Here is a 15,552-nt window from a genome sequence, read left to right as displayed (position 1 = left end):
TGTCGGAAGGTGTCACCGGGGTCCGGCGCGGGGATCACTCTGGTGGGTGGTGCGCACCACCACCCCCGGGCCCCGCACCCGCCTCCCCCATCCCCGGGAATGCCGCCACCCCCGCGGCGGTTGTGACCCGGGACGGTGGACACCTGAGAGGAGCACCGTGGAAGAGAGCACCTACGACACCTACAACCGAGCCCGCATGTTCATGGAGCTGGGCGACCCCATCTACGCCGCCCAGATCCTCGAACCCGTGGTGGAGAACGAGCCGGGCAGCCGCTCGATGCTGGAGCTGCTGGGGCGCGCCTACTTCCACTCCGCTCAGCTCAACAAGGCCGAGTCGGCCTTCCGCAGCCTGATCGAGCTGGACCCGGTGGACAACTGGGCGCACATCGCCCTGGCACGCACGCTGGAGAGGCAGAGCCGCCACGAGGAGGCGGCCACGTACCGGCGTATGTACGCGGTGATGTCCGGCGGATCCCTGGACTGAGTCCCCTTGGGCGCTCGAACGGGTAACCCCCTGCGGCTGAGGGTGACCGGCTCTGCTCAGCGGCGAGCGTGAGTCCTGGGCGCGCGTGCCCAAACCACAAGGGGGTGCCCCGTCCGGCGCCGGAGAGGGTTCTGGAGGTGCCGCAGGTGGGATCGCGAGGAACGAGCCATCACACCGAAGGTGCCGAAGGTTCCTCTGCAAAGGCGCCGGACCCCGGGCCGAAGCGAAGCGGAGGCCCAAAAAGACATGAGCGAGGCGCCGGAGAGGGTTCTGGAGGTGCCGCAGGTGGGATCGCGAGGAACGAGCCATCACACCGAAGGTGCCGAAGGTTCCTCTGCAAAGGCGCCGGACCCGGGCCGAAGCGAAGCGGAGGCCCAAAAAGACATGAGCGAGGCGCCGGAGAGGGTTCTGCAAGAGGAGTCAAGCCGCCAGCGAGGTACGAGCCAGGCGCGGACGACGATGAAGAATCCCTCTGCAAAGGCGCCGAAGCAAAGGGGCCGAAGCGAAGCGGAGGCCCAAAGAGGTACGGGTACCCTCCTCACCATGGCTCCCATTCCAGACCCTGACCTGCCCTGGGTCGACCGATGTTCCGACAGCGCCCGTTCCTGGGCGGACGAGGCGGTCCGCAGGGTGGTCGCCGACGACACGCGTTCGGCCGACACCCACCTGCACGTGTTCCCCCTGCCTCCGGAGTGGGGCATCGACCTGTACCTGAAGGACGAGTCGGTGCACCCCACCGGCAGCCTCAAGCACCGGTTGGCGCGTTCGCTGTTCCTGTACGGGCTGGCCAACGGGTGGATCACCGAGGGCACCACGATCGTGGAGGCCAGTTCGGGTTCCACGGCGGTGTCGGAGGCGTACTTCGCGCAGCTGGTGGGGCTGGACTTCATCACGGTGGTCCCGAGGCGGACCAGCCCGGAGAAGATCGCGCTGATCGAGCGGTACGGCGGGCGCTGCCACTTCGTCGACAACCCGCCGGACATGTACGGCGAGGCCGAGCGCCTGGCCGCCGAGACGGGCGGCCACTACATGGACCAGTTCACGTACGCGGAGCGGGCCACGGACTGGCGCGGCAACAACAACATCGCCGAGTCGATCTTCGAGCAGCTCGCCATGGAGCGTCACCCCGATCCGGACTGGATCGTGGTGGGCGCGGGCACGGGCGGCACCTCCGCGACCATCGGCCGCTACCTGCGGTACCGGCGCCTGCACACCCGCCTGGCCGTGGTGGACCCGGAGAACTCGGCCTTCTTCCCCGGTTGGGTGACCGGTGCCGCCGACTACTCCACGGGTATGCCCTCCCGGATCGAGGGCATCGGCCGTCCGAGGATGGAGCCGAGCTTCGTACCGTCGGTGATCGACCTGATGATGCCGGTGCCCGACGCCGCGAGCATCGCGGCGATGCGCCACCTCAACGACGTCACCGGCCGGTGCGCGGGCGGATCGACCGGCACCAACCTGTGGGGCGTGTGGCACCTGGTCTCCAGGATGCTCCGTGAGGGCCGCAAGGGCAGTGTGGTCACCCTGATCTGCGACGGCGGCGAACGGTACCAGCACAGCTACTACAACGACGCCTGGGTGTCGGAACGGGGCCTGGACCCCGGCCCGTACCGGGTGGCGATCGACCGTTTCCTCTCGGACGGGGTCTGGGAGCCTCCGAAGGCCCCCTGAGCGGAGACGTGAAGGGGCCCGCACGGGTCCGGGGTTCGAGAACCCCTGGCCCGCGCGGGCCCCTTCACGTGGGGGGGACGGTCAGGCGTCGATGCGCTCCAGGTCCAGCTCCTGGGCGCCCTCCTGGATGAACTTGCGGCGCGGCGCCACCTCGTTGCCCATGAGCAGGTTGAACACGGACGCGGCCTCCTCCGCCTGTTCCACCCGGATGCGGCGCAGGGTCCGGTAGCGCGGGTCCATGGTGGTCTCGGCCAGCTGGTCGGCGTCCATCTCACCCAGGCCCTTGTACCGCTGCACCGGCTCCTTCCAGGAGATCTTGCGCTTCTCCAGATCCAGCAGGGTGCGCCGGAGCTCGGCGTCGGAGTAGGTGTAGACGTACCGGTCCTCGGGCTTGGCCCCGCGCTTGCGCCGCACGTTGGTCAGCTCGATGCGGTGCAGCGGCGGCACGGCCGCGTACACGCGCCCGGCCTCCAGCATCGGCCGCATGTACCGGTAGATGAGGGTGAGCAGCAGGCAGCGGATGTGCGCGCCGTCCACGTCCGCGTCGGCCATGAGGATGACCCGGCCGTAGCGGGCCGCGTCGAGGTCGAAGGTGCGCCCCGACCCGGCCCCGATGACCTGGAGGATCGCCGCGCACTCGGCGTTCTTGAGCATGTCCGCGACCGAGGACTTCTGCACGTTGAGGATCTTGCCCCGGATGGGCAGCAGCGCCTGGAACTCGGAGTCGCGGGCGAGCTTGGCGGTGCCCAGAGCGGAGTCACCCTCGACGATGAACAGTTCGCTGTGCTCCAGCCCCTCGCTGCGGCAGTCCACCAGCTTCGCGGGGAGCGCGGAGCTCTCCAGGGCGTTCTTGCGGCGCTGGGTCTCGCGCTGCTGTCGGGCGGCGAGCCGGGCCTTGGCCGCGCCGACGACCTTCTCCATGACCGTGCGGGCCCTGGCCTTCTCCGCCTTCTTGGTGGAGGTGAGGAACTCGCGCAGCTCCTTGCCGACCACCTGGGAGACGATCCGTGAGGCCGCGGAGGTGCCGAGGATCTCCTTGGTCTGTCCCTCGAACTGCGGCTCGGGCAGGCGCACCGTGACGACGGCGGTCAGGCCCTCCTGGGTGTCGTCCTTGGTGACCGGGTCGTCGCTGTTCCTGAGGAGCTTGGTCGCGCGCAGCTGGTCGTTGATCACCCGGACCAGGGCGCGCTCGAAGCCGTTGATGTGGGTCCCGCCCTTGGGCGTGGAGATCACGTTGACGAAGGAGCGCACGGTGGTGTCGTAGCCGGTGCCCCAGCGCAGGGCGACGTCCACGTCCAGGCGGCGCTCGACGTCGGCGGGCACCATGTGGCCGGACTCGTCCAGGACCGGGACGGTCTCGGTGAAGTTGCCGGAGCCCTGGATGCGCAGGACGTCGCTGACCGGGTCGTCGGGGGCGAGGAAGGTGCAGAACTCGCTGATCCCGCCGTCGAAGCGGAACTCCTCGGTGTAGGGGGCCTCACCCTCGGCGCGCTCGTCGCGCACCGCGATGGTCAGTCCCGGGACGAGGAAGGCGGTCTGCCGGGCCCGGTCGAGGAGGTTCTCCCGGGTGATCTCGGCGTCCTTGAGGAAGATCTGCATGTCCGGCCAGAACCGGATGCGGGTGCCGGTGATCTTCTTGGCGACCTTGCGGATCTGCTCCAGGCCGGACACCGGGGTGAACTCGGCGTCGGGGCCCGCGCCGGCGAACCGCCCGGCGATGCCCCGGCGGAAGCTCAGGGCGTGGGTGTGGCCCTGGCGGTCGATCTCCACGTCCACGCGGGCCGAGAGGGCGTTGACGACGGAGGCGCCGACACCGTGCAGGCCGCCGGAGGCGGTGTAGGAGCCCGAACCGAACTTGCCGCCGGCGTGGAGCTTGGTCATGACCAGTTCCACACCGGAGAGTCCGGACTTGGGCTCGTTGTCCACGGGGATGCCGCGACCGTCGTCGCTGACGGCGACGGATCCGTCGCTGTGCAGCGTCACGTCGATGCGCCCGCAGTAGCCGCCCAGCGCCTCGTCGACGGAGTTGTCGATGATCTCCCACATGCAGTGGGTCAGGCCTCGGCTGTCGGTGGACCCGATGTACATGCCCGGACGCTTGCGCACCGCTTCGAGGCCCTCCAGGACCGACAGGTGCCGAGCGGAGTAATCCTCGGGATCGTGGACGGCTGCGGTCAAGGCGGTCACTCGGACATCTCCTGCGTCTTGAGGGCCATCGTGGCTGTGCGGCGCGTGCCCTTTGTACCGCGCCGCGCCGACTGTTGAGGGGGCCAGGCTACGGCGAGCCGGGGACTTTGCCGTGGCACGGCCGTGTGTGGGCGGGGTCGTGTCCCCCGGGTGCGGGTCTCCGGCGTCGACGCCGGGTCCGCCGTGGCGGGCTCCACGAACCGTGTGCGGGTCGGAGCGGACCGACGTGGGGGTCGGACGGGCCTGCCCGCGCGAGACTACCACCTCTGGTGGATGCGACCTGGATACTCCCGTTTTCCGGGGATAGTCGGGCCTCCCCCAGGGGTACAACGACAACGAGGTAGCGTGTCCGACGAATTTGCCCCACGGGGCACCAGACGGACACGAACCGGGCGGATTCCGCTGTCGGCGTACACGGGACCCGGTTGGGAACGTCTGGGTCGGGTTAGATGTTGTCAGAGGTGACTAACGCCGAGTATTGAGGATGGCGAAGTGACTGGAACCCTTGCCCCCACTCAGCCGCTGACGGCTGCTGACCGCTGCGACCGCTGTGGTGCACAGGCGTACGTCCGGGTGCTGCTGAACTCCGGCGGCGAACTCCTGTTCTGCGCGCACCACATGCGCAAGCACGACGACTCGCTCCGCAAGATCGCCTCGGACATCCAGGACGAGACGGACAAGCTCACCAAGAGCGACAAGAACGCGGAAGAGCGTTAGCCACGACGACCACGAAACGTCGACGGCGGTCCCCGGATTCCGGGGGCCGCCGTCCTCGTTCCAGGGGGGACCCTGGGACACGAGTGACGTGCTCGATCTCGTGAGGGCTGCGGCGCCCGGCCCCGAGAACAGCCGGGTCCCGGGGTCCCATGCGCTGGGACACGGTGACGTACGCGACCTGACACGGGTGACGTGCTCGCAGCCGGAGAGGCGTGTCCCGGTGCCCGTGGCCGGAGCCCGTCCTCCGGACCCGCGCCAAGAACCCTCCGTCGGGCCGGGGCGGGGCCTCAGTCGGCCAGGACCCGGTTGTGGTAGCGCGAGACCTCCTCGAACCCCGCGCGCCGGTACAGGCGCAGCGCGGCCCCGTTGTCGGCCACCACGCACAGGTAGGCCCGTCGGGCACCCCGGTCATGCGCCCAAGCGAGGAGGTCGGCGAGGATCGCCCCCGCCACACCACGGCCACGGGCCTCGCGGGCCGTGACCATCGAGCAGATCGCCACCGACTCACCGTCCAGCACCGCGCAGCCCCGGCCGATCCCCTCCTCGTGGACCCCGTAGGCCGTGGTCACCTGCCCGAGGATGCGCACCACGCCCTCGGCCCACTCCGGCGACACACCCGTCTCCGCGAAGAGCTCCGTCCAACGCGGCGTCGGAGCCGACGAGACCCGGGTCCGCCCGGGGGCCTCGGGCCGCTCCGGGAGTTCCCTGGCGAGCACCAGGGTGGGCTCCACCCGCTCGTATCCGTGCTCCGCCAGACGGGCGTCCACCGCCTCCTCCCCCGGCCACACCTGCACGCAGGGACGCAGCCCGTGCTCACGGTAGAACCGGGTGACCTCCGCCACCTCGGCTCCGGGGTCCTCCACCAGGGCACAGTTCGCCCGCTTGGTGAACCCCTCCGCGAGGCCGAACCGCCAGCCGGCGCGCGACTCGGTCCGGAAGGCGGGCCAGTCCCTGGACACCCGTTCCGCCCACGTGTGCATGTACGCCCCTCACTGTCCCGGTGTCGGAAGCGGCACATCCTATCCAGCCGTACACGCCCTACCATGGGCACGGTCCCACCTCACCCCTGACCTGGAGAGTCCATGTTCATCCTGCTCCCGCCCTCCGAGGGCAAGGCCACCTCCGGCGAGGGCCCCAAGCTCGACCCGGGCGCGCTCACCCTGCCGGAGCTGGCCGAGAGCCGGGAACGGGTCGTGACCGCGCTGACCGCGCTCTGTTCGGGCCCCGAGGACACCGCTCGCGAGGTCCTGGGCCTGTCGGTCTCCCAGACCGACGCCCTCAAGCGCAACCTGGACCTGACCACGGCCCCCACGCTGCGCGCGGCCGACCTCTACACGGGGGTGCTCTACGACCGGCTCGGGCTGCCCGACCTGCTCAGCGACCACGGGGACACGGTCCGGGACCGGGTCCTGGTGTTCTCCGGCCTGTGGGGCGTGGTGGGCCCCGCCGACCAGCTCCCGCCCTACCGCCTGTCCATGGGGGTGAAACTGCCGCCGCTGGGAGCCCTGGGAACGTACTGGCGCGGTGCCATGACCGGCCCGCTCGGTGAGCTCACGGAGGACCGCCTGCTGGTGGACTGCCGGTCCGCGGCCTACGCGGCCGCGTTCAGGCCGACCGGTGCCGCCGCCGAGCGGACCGTCGCCGTGCGGGTGCTGCGCGAGCGCGAGGTCGACGGGGTGACCAGGAGGTCCGTGGTCAGCCACATGGCCAAGGCCACCCGTGGGGACATCGCCAGGGTGCTGGTCCGGGAGAACGTCCGGGCCGACAGCCCGGAGGAGCTGGTCGCGGCGCTGCGCGACCTCGGGCACACCGTGGAACTGCCGCCCGCCGCGAAGCCGCGCACGGCACGCACGATGGACGTCGTGGTCCGCGACTGATCCCGCCCTCGCCCCAACCGCAGGTCACACGGGACGCACCGCGCGGATAACCGGACCAGACCACCTTTATGCCGCACCTACAGCACGTGGGGCAGCATGGTGCGCATCGGATGGAGATCGGACTCCGTGCGGGGACAGTGAGTGCCTGATGGCATGCGAGGGACACGCGGGCGTCGCCACACCCGTGAGCATGGCAGGGGGCACGAACACCGGGCGCGCCCTCCCGATTCATCTCGGGAGGGCGCGCCTGTTTGCTTCTCAGCCTGAAGCGTGGGTCTGCTCCTGGACCGGCTGACTAGTCCAGGTAGTCGCGGAGCACCTGGGAGCGCGACGGGTGACGGAGCTTCGACATCGTCTTGCTCTCGATCTGCCGGATGCGCTCACGGGTGACCCCGTAGACCTTGCCGATCTCGTCTAAAGTCTTCGGCTGACCGTCGGTGAGCCCGAAGCGCATGGAGACCACGCCGGCCTCGCGCTCGGACAGGGTGTCGAGCACCGAGTGCAGCTGCTCCTGGAGCAGGGTGAAGCTGACCGCCTCGCCCGGCTGGATCGCCTCGGAGTCCTCGATGAGGTCACCGAACTCGCTGTCGCCGTCCTCGCCCAGCGGGGTGTGCAGGGAGATCGGCTCGCGGCCGTACTTCTGCACCTCGACGACCTTCTCCGGGGTCATGTCGAGTTCCTTGGCCAGCTCCTCCGGGGTGGGCTCGCGGCCCAGGTCCTGGAGCATCTGGCGCTGGACGCGGGCCAGCTTGTTGATGACCTCGACCATGTGCACCGGGATACGGATGGTGCGGGCCTGGTCGGCCATCGCGCGGGTGATCGCCTGGCGGATCCACCACGTGGCGTACGTGGAGAACTTGAAGCCCTTGGTGTAGTCGAACTTCTCGACGGCGCGGATCAGACCGAGGTTGCCCTCCTGGATCAGGTCCAGGAAGAGCATCCCGCGGCCGGTGTAGCGCTTGGCCAGGGAGACGACCAGACGGAGGTTGGCCTCCAGCAGGTGCTTCTTGGCGCGGCCGCCGTCCTCGGAGATCCACTCCAGCTCGTCACGGAGCTCGAAGGTGAGGACGTCGTTCTCCTCGGAGAGCTTCTCCTCCGCGAACAGCCCGGCCTCGATGCGCTTGGCGAGCTCGACCTCCTGCTCCGCGTTGAGGAGCGGGACCTTGCCGATCTGCTTCAGGTAGTCCTTGACCGGGTCCGCCGTGGCACCGGCCGCGACCACCTGGGCGGCGGGGGCGTCGTCGTCATCGTCGTACAGGACGAAGGAGTCGTCGTCCTTGCTCGGCTTGACGGGCGCGCCGACGGTCTCGGGCTTGGCCGGCTTGGTCTCCTTCTCGGGCTCGGCCGTGTCCTCGACCAGCTCCAGCTCGGCGCCGGTGTGCTCGAGGTCGTCGTCCAGGCCCTCCTCGGCGAAGTCACCGGAGTCGGAGGCGAGTTCGAGGTCCTTCTTCGTGGACTTCTTGGTCGCCGTCGCCTTCTTGGCCGGGGCCTTGGCCGCGGGCTTCTTGGCGGCCGCGGCCTTCTTGGGGGTGGCCGCCTTCTTCGCGGTCGCCGCCTTCTTGGCCGGGGCCTTCTTCGCGGAGGAGCCTTCGGAGGAGTCGACGACGGCGGTGACCGTCTCCGGCTGGTCCTGGGCGGCCGCGGCACGGGCGGGCTTGGCGGCCCGGCTCGTGGTGGTGGTCGAGCGGGTTGTGGTGGTGCTGGACCGAGGAGCCGCCGACTTGCGCCGTGTGGTCTTGCGCCGCGAGGAGGCCGACTCGGGGACGAGTACGGTCACGCCCTCCTTGGCGAGGCTGCGGAGCACGGACTGCGCCTGCGACATCGGGATTTCGGCCTCTTCGAAGGCACGGCGCACGTCCTCGGGCTCAAGAAAGCCCTGGGACCGCCCACGCTCGATCAGCTGCTGAATGACGGGCTCTTGCAGTGACTCGGACTGCTTCGAGCGAGTCGAACTGGCAGATGACACAAACACCTCTCGAACGGACGTGTGGCGAGAATTGATCGGACCCGGTGGTCCGGATTGGCCGGGACCGGGCACTGCACCCTCTCCCACCTGCGGCCTGGGATCGTCCCCACTGGGCGGGGAAGCCGTGGTCACCTCCGCTTCGCGGGGCGCGGCGGCTTCTTCACTGTAGGCAAGGCAATGGACTTGTTCGTACGGTCTACCGCTCCGACACGGAATCGATCACCGGAAGCTGAACGGCGAGCAGAGTGACATCATCGTCCTGCTCATACCCATCGAGCATGCTCTCAACAAGGTACTCCAGCATCTGCTGTGGATCGCCCACCACCTCGGGACGGGCCCTCGACGCGACCCTGACGAGCTCGTCCAGACCGGCGTCGACGGAACGTCTGCGGTTCTCAACCAGTCCATCGGAGTAGAGGGCGACAGTGTTACCGGGTTGCACGAAGAATTTGTGATGCCCCCTCGGAGAGCTGACGCCGAGCGGTGTGTCGGGCTCGGTGTCGAGCAGTGAGGGCCCGGCGTTCCCGGCGACCACGAGCGGCGGGAGGTGCCCCGCGTTGCTGAGGTCGAGCTGTCCGGTGACCGGGTCCAGGACGAAGTAGACCAGGGTTGTCACCTGATCCATTCCCTCTGTGGCCGTGAACATGCGGTCGAGCCCGGTCAACACGTCGGCGGGTTCCGGCATGGAGAAGGCCAGGGCACGCAGAGCGTTACGAATCCGGCTCATTCCGGCGGCGGCCTGGATGCCCTTGCCCATGACGTCACCGAGGACCCCGGCGACGCGTCCGTCGGACAGCGGGAAGGCGTCGTACCAGTCGCCGCCCACCTGCACGTGCTGCGAACCCGAGCGGTAGTAGGCGGCCAGGCGCACACCCGCGACCTCGGGGAGCTCCTCGGGCAGGAGACTGCGCTGGAGTTCCTCGGCGGTGCCGTGCTCGCGTTCGTAGACGATGGCCCGGCCGATGGCCAGAGCGCACTGTCCCGCGAGTGCCTCCAGGAAGACGCGTTCCTCGTCGGTGACGTCCCGCTGGGCCCTGAACGAGAAGCGCAGGGCTCCGATCGGGCGTCCGGCGGCCATCATGGGCAGTGCCACCCAGGCGCGCTCCCTGGTGCGTTCCAGCAGGTCCTCGACCTCGGGGGCGTGATCCATGAGCTCGCGCAGGTCGGCGGGGCCAGCCACCAGGCACGGCGCGCGGGTGGCCACGGCGCGGGCCGCGACGTCCGGGTAGTCCAGGGAGAAGCCGCGTTCGGGCAGACCCGCGCAACCGTCGGCGGAGAGGATCCGCAGGCGTAGCCGGTCGCGGTCGAACAGGGCGACCGAGGTGTGGTCGGCGCCCACGCCGGAGCGGCCGATCTCGGACATGGCCTGGACGACCTCGTCGGCGGTGAGGGCCTCGGCGAGGTCGGAGGTGGCCTTCTGGAGGCGGGCGGTGCGCATGGCCGCCTCACTGAGCTGCTGGTTGAGGCGCTGGCGGAGTTCGTCGGCCTCACGCTCGTTGGTGATGTCCACCAGGGTGCCGACCCATTCGGCGGTCTCCGCGCCGTCCATGACCGGGTTGGCTCTCGCCCGGTAGTGGACGTGGCCGCCCGCTCGGGTGCGCACGCGGAACATCGCGTCGAAGGCGGTGACGTCGAGGACGGCGTCGTCCCAGGCGCGTTCGACGCCGGGGCGGTCGTCCGGGTGCACGGCGTCCAGCCAGCCGCGACCGAGGTAGGCGTCCAGGTCCTGGCCGGTGATGGCCCGCCACTGGGGGCAGTCCTCGCGGACGTCGCCGCCCGACCCGGCCGACCAGACGATCTGGTTGCCCGCCTGGAGCAGGGCGCGCAGGCGCTGTTCCTCGCGGTGGGCGACCCCGTCCTCGTGGTCGCGGGCGGCGATGAGGGCGATGTGCCGGGCGCCGTCGGCGGGGTCGTTGACGGGGAACCAGGTGAGGTCCCAGGTCTGGCCGGAGGCGGTCCGGTGGCGGCCGCGTACGGAGCGTCCGGTGTCGCGGACCCGGGCCAGGGAGGCGCGGTGGGCACTGGCTTCGGCGGGGGCACCGGCCTGCTCACCGGCCTCGTCGGGGGTGCGTCCCAGACAGCGGTCGGGGGTGCTGCCGAGGACGGAGGCCATGCGGGCGTTGATCGAGACGAAGACGTCGTCGGGGCCCAGGAGCGCGAAACCGATGGGGGCGTCGGTGAGGAGGGACTTCACCGCGTCCGGGAGTTCCGCCGCGCTGATCCTGGGAGGGGGGATGGACGTCTCGGCGCTCAACTGCTCGACACCTCCGGAACCGTCGGATTCCCCAGCCGGTTTTCGATGGGGGGCTTTCTGGACCGCGTGGTCCCCTGTCGCACCGTGCTCGCCACCCGCTCGCGGTGGCACTCCGGCGCGGGGTGCGCGGCGCCGATTCCGGCCGGGGGGCTCCGCGGCTCCCAGGAGTCACGCTCCATGACTCCTCTCGGCCGCTGTCACGGCTCAAGCATAAGACACACCCGCTGACACGCAACGGCCGTCGGTGAGGGGAAGCCGCCGTGGACACGGAAGGTAAATGTTAGGCCACGGTGTCACCCCGACACCGACGACCGGGGGTCCTGCGGGCGTGTTTTCCCATAATTCACGATGGATGGCGAGGAGGCCCGGTTTGCGAGGAAGTCCGCGAAACCGGAGTGCCATATGTCCGATTCGCCCATTTATCCACTGTGACCTGCGGCGACGAGGGCCACAGGGTAAACGGCAGCTCCCCCAGGTTTTATCAACAGCGTGCCGCGACGGGGGTTGACTGTCCGCTCAGAACAAGTGGAATAGGTGGAGGTCACCGTCCAGACCATCATCAGCCAGGAGTGTGAGCGAGAATGCTCCAGACCTTCCCGGTCCAGGATCTCAGACAGATCTCGGCACGGCTTCACGACGAGTTCAGCGGGCTGTCGCCCCGCTGCGTGGAGCGCTGTGTCAGCGACACCTGGCACTGTGCCGAACACCTGGGCATCCCGGTCACACCGCACCTCGTCGAGCGCGTCGCCCGTGAGCACCTGGAGGCCATGGTGAACTCGGTGCCGCCCTCCACGGTCCGCAAGACCGTACGTCGATCGGGAACCACCCTGCTCACCGGCCACCGCGCGGTGCCCGAACCACGCTGACGCCGGTGGCACGACAGCCGGGCACGAACCCCCAGGGGACCCGCGCCCGGCTGTCGCGCCGCCCGCCTCGGAACGGCCGTGGCCGACCGCCCTCGCAGCCGCGCGCCGCCGCCCGGGGACCAACGCCTCGCGGACCGGTTGTCCACAAGCGGGAGCGGACCCGCTTCGCGCTGGCATACGCTTCAGTTCGTGCCATCCCCTTCACCCTCACCCACAGGCCCCGACGTTCCCGCCGCCGCCTTCGAGGAGATGCTGCGCGCGGCCAGAGCCCTGCTCGCCATGCGGCACCCGCTCGACGCGGAGCTGGCCTTCAGTGCGCTCCTGGGCTCATGGTGGGGTGAACGGCTGCCCGGGGTGGACGTGGAGCGGCTGCTCGGCGAGGGGCTGATCACGCACGCCACCGCCTCCGGAAAACCGGCCGGACTGGGCGTGTTGGCCGCGATCACCGCTCTGGGCACCTCGCCCTCCCAGCGGGAACTGGCCGAACAGGGGATGATCGCCCTGCGCGAGCGGGGGCTCCAGGCCCCGGCCTGGGCCGCCCAGCTGGGCGCGGTCTCCCCCGTGGCCGCGTACGTCAACGGCGACCGGTTCGGCGACACCGACGACGTCGTGTGCGTGTTCAGCCGGGACGCGCCCGACAGTGACGGCGCGATGCCGCCCGAGCACGCGCTCATCCTCGTCCTCGACCACAACAGCGGCGGCCTGCTCCGGGACGCCTGGGTCACCACCAAGGTGGACCTGCTGCTGGAGCAGTGCCGCGAGCGCGCCGAGAACGACGACCTGGCCCGGTTCGACCGGCTGGAGCTGAGCGAGGCGCGGGCGCTGCTCTCCCGCGCGCTGGAGCGCACGGAACGGGTGGTCACGGGCGCCACGGCGGATCCCTCCGCCGGGCCGACCGTGGAGCCGGTCGGGATCTCCGCCGCCGACCTCACCGGAGGTTCGCTGGCCTCGCACTTCGCGCTGGCCGCGTCCCGGGTCCAACGCCTCCCGTTGCCTCCCGAGGGGGTCACGGCCTCACCGGTCCCCGTGTGGCGGCGCGACCGGCGCGCGGTGCTGGCGGCGCGCTTCCTCGCCTCGGACCAGGCGGCCGAGCTGTCGGACTCCTACGCGGCGAGCCGGTGCGCGGACCACATCATCGCGCACGGCTGCGACGTCGACTCGGGCCGTCCGCTGCGCGTGAGCCCCCGCAAGGTGGAGTCGTTCCTGCTGCACTGGCTGCCCGGCCGGGTGGTGCTGCTGCCCGAGGAGCAGGAGGCCATGCCGCACGTCCTCGCCGCCTGGGTGCGCTGGGCCGGTGCCCGCTCCCAGCTCCCGGAGGTCGCCGTGGCCGCCACGCTGGACGCGGTGTGGGAGACCATCTCGGCCTTCGCCGCGACCTACCGGGACCCGGCCCGGCCCCTGGGCCTGCGGCAGGAGGCGGTCCGGCGGCTGCTCCCGGACGGCGACTTCGCCTCCCTGGCCCGGCGGATGTTCGCGTTTCCCCTGTTGGCCAGCGAGATCGTCACCGGTGCTCCGGAGGAGTTCGCCCCGGACACCTCCAGGGGTCGCCGGGCCCTCCTGCGGCTGGACCACTACGGCGAGTACGAGGCCGCCACCCCGCACAGCGGCCGCCACCACTCGACCGGGCAGGACCGCTGGTACCGCCCGGTGACCGGGCGCGATCCCGACCGGGAGCGCGAACTGGACCGGCACGAACGCCTCGCCAAGCGGCTCTGGGACGGCAGACCCGCCAACCTGTGGGCGGCGGCCCGCCGCATGCTCGACCGGGGTCAGGACCGCGCGACGGTGCTGGCCACCCTCACCGAGGAGCTGTTCAGCGCCACCAGCGAGAGCGACCTCCGCCGAAGACTGGACGCGCTGTAGGAGTGCGGGCTCCGGGAGGGCGAGGAACGGGAGGACGGCGCCGCCACCCCGTCCGGCGCCCTCGGGGTGTCAGTCGAGCATCCGGGTCCTGAGGGCCTCCAGGGTCCCCTCGGAGAGCTTCAGGCCGTCGGCCACGTAGGCGTCGAAGGAGCCGTACACCTCGTCGACGTGGGTGAAGGCGGTGTCCAGGTAGGAGGCGCGGACCCGGGTCATGGGCTCCACGTCCTCCCACGGGAGCTGGCTGTCCTTGGACAACTGGCGCATCCACTGGTCGGTGTTGGCCTGACGGTCGTTGCTGACCAGGAAGTCCTCGGTGACCGTCGTGCGGTCGACGCCCAGGAGGGTGAGGAGCAGCGCCGCTCCCCAGCCGGTCCGGTCCTTGCCCGCGCTGCAGTGGAAGACGAGGGCGGTCGGGCCCTTGGCGGCGCGTTCGACCAGGTCGCGGTAACCGTCCAGGGCCTCGGTGTCGGCGACGAGGGCGCGGTAGACCTCCAGCATGAACCGCTCGGCCGCTCCGTCTCCGAACATGGCCCTGGCCCGGTCCGGGTCCGCGAGCAGGTCGACGAAGTTGGCTCCCGCCGCCTCCGCGTTCTGGACGCCCACGGCGGCGTACTCGGCCCCCTCCGGGACCACGTCGGGCAGACGGTCGCGTTCGTGGTGGGTGCGCAGGTCGATCAGCTGGCGGATGCCGAACCCCTGGTACACGGGGAGGTCGTGGTCGGCGATGGTGTGCAGGGCGTCGGAGCGGTAGAGGAGACCGCCGCGCACGGTCCGGCCTTCCCTCGTGCGGTGGCCGCCGAGGTCGCGGAAGTTGGGGGCACTGGAGAGGAGGAAACCGTCATTCGTCACGACGCAGACGATACCCACCGCCCCGGTGCCCCGTCACCCCACGATTCCGAGCGGACGGGCGCTCAGCCGTCGGTCGCGCGCAGGGCCTCGATCTCGGCGCCCGCCTCCTTGACGTCCTTCGCGGTGTCCACGCCGCGCCAGAACCCGTCGATCCGGTAGGCGGTCAGCTTCCCCTCCTTGGCCAGGTCGGGGAAGGTCGAGGACTCGTGGTCGCCCTTGGTCGGCAGGAGCGGCGTCAGGCCCGGCTCGAACAGGTAGACGCCCGCGTTGATCCAGACCGGCAGCAGCGGGCTCTGGGTGAAGCCCTCGATCCGGTCGTCACCGTCGACGTCCACGATGCCCCAGGTGGTGCGGAACCGGGCCAGGGCCAGGGTCCCGAGGCCGCCCCTGGCGCGGTGGCGCCGGGTGAGCTCGTCCAGCGGGAACCAGGTGAGCACGTCGCCGTTGAGGGCGAAGTACGGGGCCTCGGGGTCGCGGAGCCCGGTGGCGGCGTAACGCAGGGCGCCACCCCGCCCCAGGGGCTCGTCCTCGACCAGCAGGGAGATCTCGAGGCCCTCTCTCCGGTTCTCCAGGTGCTCGCGCAGGACCTCGGCCTTGTAGCCGCAGGAGACGACGACCTGCTCGACTCCGTGCGAGGCCAGCCACTCCAGCTGGTAGTCGATGATGGGCCGTCCGGCCACCTCCACCATCGCCTTGGGGCGGGTGTCGGTGTAGGGCCGCAGCCGGGTGGCCTGTCCTCCAGCGAGGATCAGCGCCTGCCTGACGGGGGACTCGGAGGATGTCGGTGCAGCGGTCATGTACTGGACAGTAGCAGGAGG

Annotated in this window: 12 protein-coding genes; 6 read left to right on the top strand and 6 right to left on the bottom strand. The window is 70.5% G+C overall.

The genetic code is table 11. The annotated features are described in order from the left end of the window. The first annotated feature begins 157 nt into the window (after positions 1–157). Positions 158–484, top strand: a complete 327-nt coding sequence (locus tag ACRWK8_RS00465; protein ID WP_378734990.1) for a tetratricopeptide repeat protein — start codon at positions 158–160, stop codon at positions 482–484. 543 nt (positions 485–1,027) lie between these two features. After that, positions 1,028–2,155 carry an L-cysteine desulfhydrase Cds1 gene (cds1, locus tag ACRWK8_RS00460; protein WP_378734992.1) on the top strand — a complete coding sequence of 376 codons (1,128 nt, stop codon included), beginning with the start codon at positions 1,028–1,030 and terminating at the stop codon, positions 2,153–2,155. Positions 2,156–2,236: 81 nt separating this feature from the next. On the opposite strand, the gene ACRWK8_RS00455 is transcribed toward cds1, so the two are convergent. Continuing rightward, entirely contained in the window at positions 2,237–4,342 is a 2,106-nt protein-coding gene (locus tag ACRWK8_RS00455) for a DNA gyrase/topoisomerase IV subunit B (RefSeq protein WP_378734994.1), read from the bottom strand. A 492-nt stretch (positions 4,343–4,834) separates the two neighbouring features. On the opposite strand from ACRWK8_RS00455, the gene ACRWK8_RS00450 reads away from it, so the two are divergent. Further along, entirely contained in the window at positions 4,835–5,059 is a 225-nt protein-coding gene (locus tag ACRWK8_RS00450; RefSeq protein ID WP_378734996.1) for a DUF7455 domain-containing protein, read from the top strand. A gap of 287 nt (positions 5,060–5,346) precedes the next feature. On the opposite strand, the gene ACRWK8_RS00445 is transcribed toward ACRWK8_RS00450, so the two are convergent. Continuing rightward, on the bottom strand, positions 5,347–6,039 hold the full coding sequence (locus tag ACRWK8_RS00445; protein WP_431867586.1) for a GNAT family N-acetyltransferase: 693 nt from the start codon (positions 6,037–6,039) through the stop codon (positions 5,347–5,349). A gap of 102 nt (positions 6,040–6,141) precedes the next feature. Between ACRWK8_RS00445 and yaaA the strand changes: the two genes are divergently transcribed. Next, positions 6,142–6,936, top strand: a complete 795-nt coding sequence (yaaA, locus tag ACRWK8_RS00440) for a peroxide stress protein YaaA (RefSeq protein WP_378735000.1) — start codon at positions 6,142–6,144, stop codon at positions 6,934–6,936. A 295-nt stretch (positions 6,937–7,231) separates the two neighbouring features. On the opposite strand, the gene ACRWK8_RS00435 is transcribed toward yaaA, so the two are convergent. After that, complete coding sequence (locus tag ACRWK8_RS00435) at positions 7,232–8,902, bottom strand: RNA polymerase sigma factor (protein ID WP_378735002.1); 1,671 nt, start codon at positions 8,900–8,902, stop codon at positions 7,232–7,234. Between the two features lie 196 nt (positions 8,903–9,098). After that, positions 9,099–11,156 carry a SpoIIE family protein phosphatase gene (locus ACRWK8_RS00430; RefSeq protein ID WP_378735004.1) on the bottom strand — a complete coding sequence of 686 codons (2,058 nt, stop codon included), beginning with the start codon at positions 11,154–11,156 and terminating at the stop codon, positions 9,099–9,101. A 581-nt stretch (positions 11,157–11,737) separates the two neighbouring features. On the opposite strand from ACRWK8_RS00430, the gene ACRWK8_RS00425 reads away from it, so the two are divergent. Further along, complete coding sequence (locus ACRWK8_RS00425; protein ID WP_378735007.1) at positions 11,738–12,022, top strand: three-helix bundle dimerization domain-containing protein; 285 nt, start codon at positions 11,738–11,740, stop codon at positions 12,020–12,022. A gap of 249 nt (positions 12,023–12,271) precedes the next feature. Further along, the gene (locus tag ACRWK8_RS00420) at positions 12,272–13,885 is read left to right on the top strand and encodes a hypothetical protein (protein ID WP_378735369.1); all 1,614 of its coding nucleotides are present in this window, start codon (positions 12,272–12,274) and stop codon (positions 13,883–13,885) included. 69 nt (positions 13,886–13,954) lie between these two features. Here ACRWK8_RS00420 and ACRWK8_RS00415 read toward each other — a convergent pair whose 3' ends face one another. Beyond that, entirely contained in the window at positions 13,955–14,752 is a 798-nt protein-coding gene (locus ACRWK8_RS00415; protein WP_378735009.1) for a tyrosine-protein phosphatase, read from the bottom strand. Between the two features lie 44 nt (positions 14,753–14,796). After that, on the bottom strand, positions 14,797–15,531 hold the full coding sequence (locus ACRWK8_RS00410; RefSeq protein ID WP_378735011.1) for a nucleotidyltransferase family protein: 735 nt from the start codon (positions 15,529–15,531) through the stop codon (positions 14,797–14,799). Positions 15,532–15,552: the final 21 nt, after the last annotated feature.

Origin of the sequence: Nocardiopsis eucommiae (genome assembly GCF_965344335.1) — a bacterium.
Lineage (GTDB): Bacteria > Actinomycetota > Actinomycetes > Streptosporangiales > Streptosporangiaceae > Nocardiopsis > Nocardiopsis eucommiae.
This window is presented reverse-complemented; position numbering and strand designations above follow the sequence as displayed.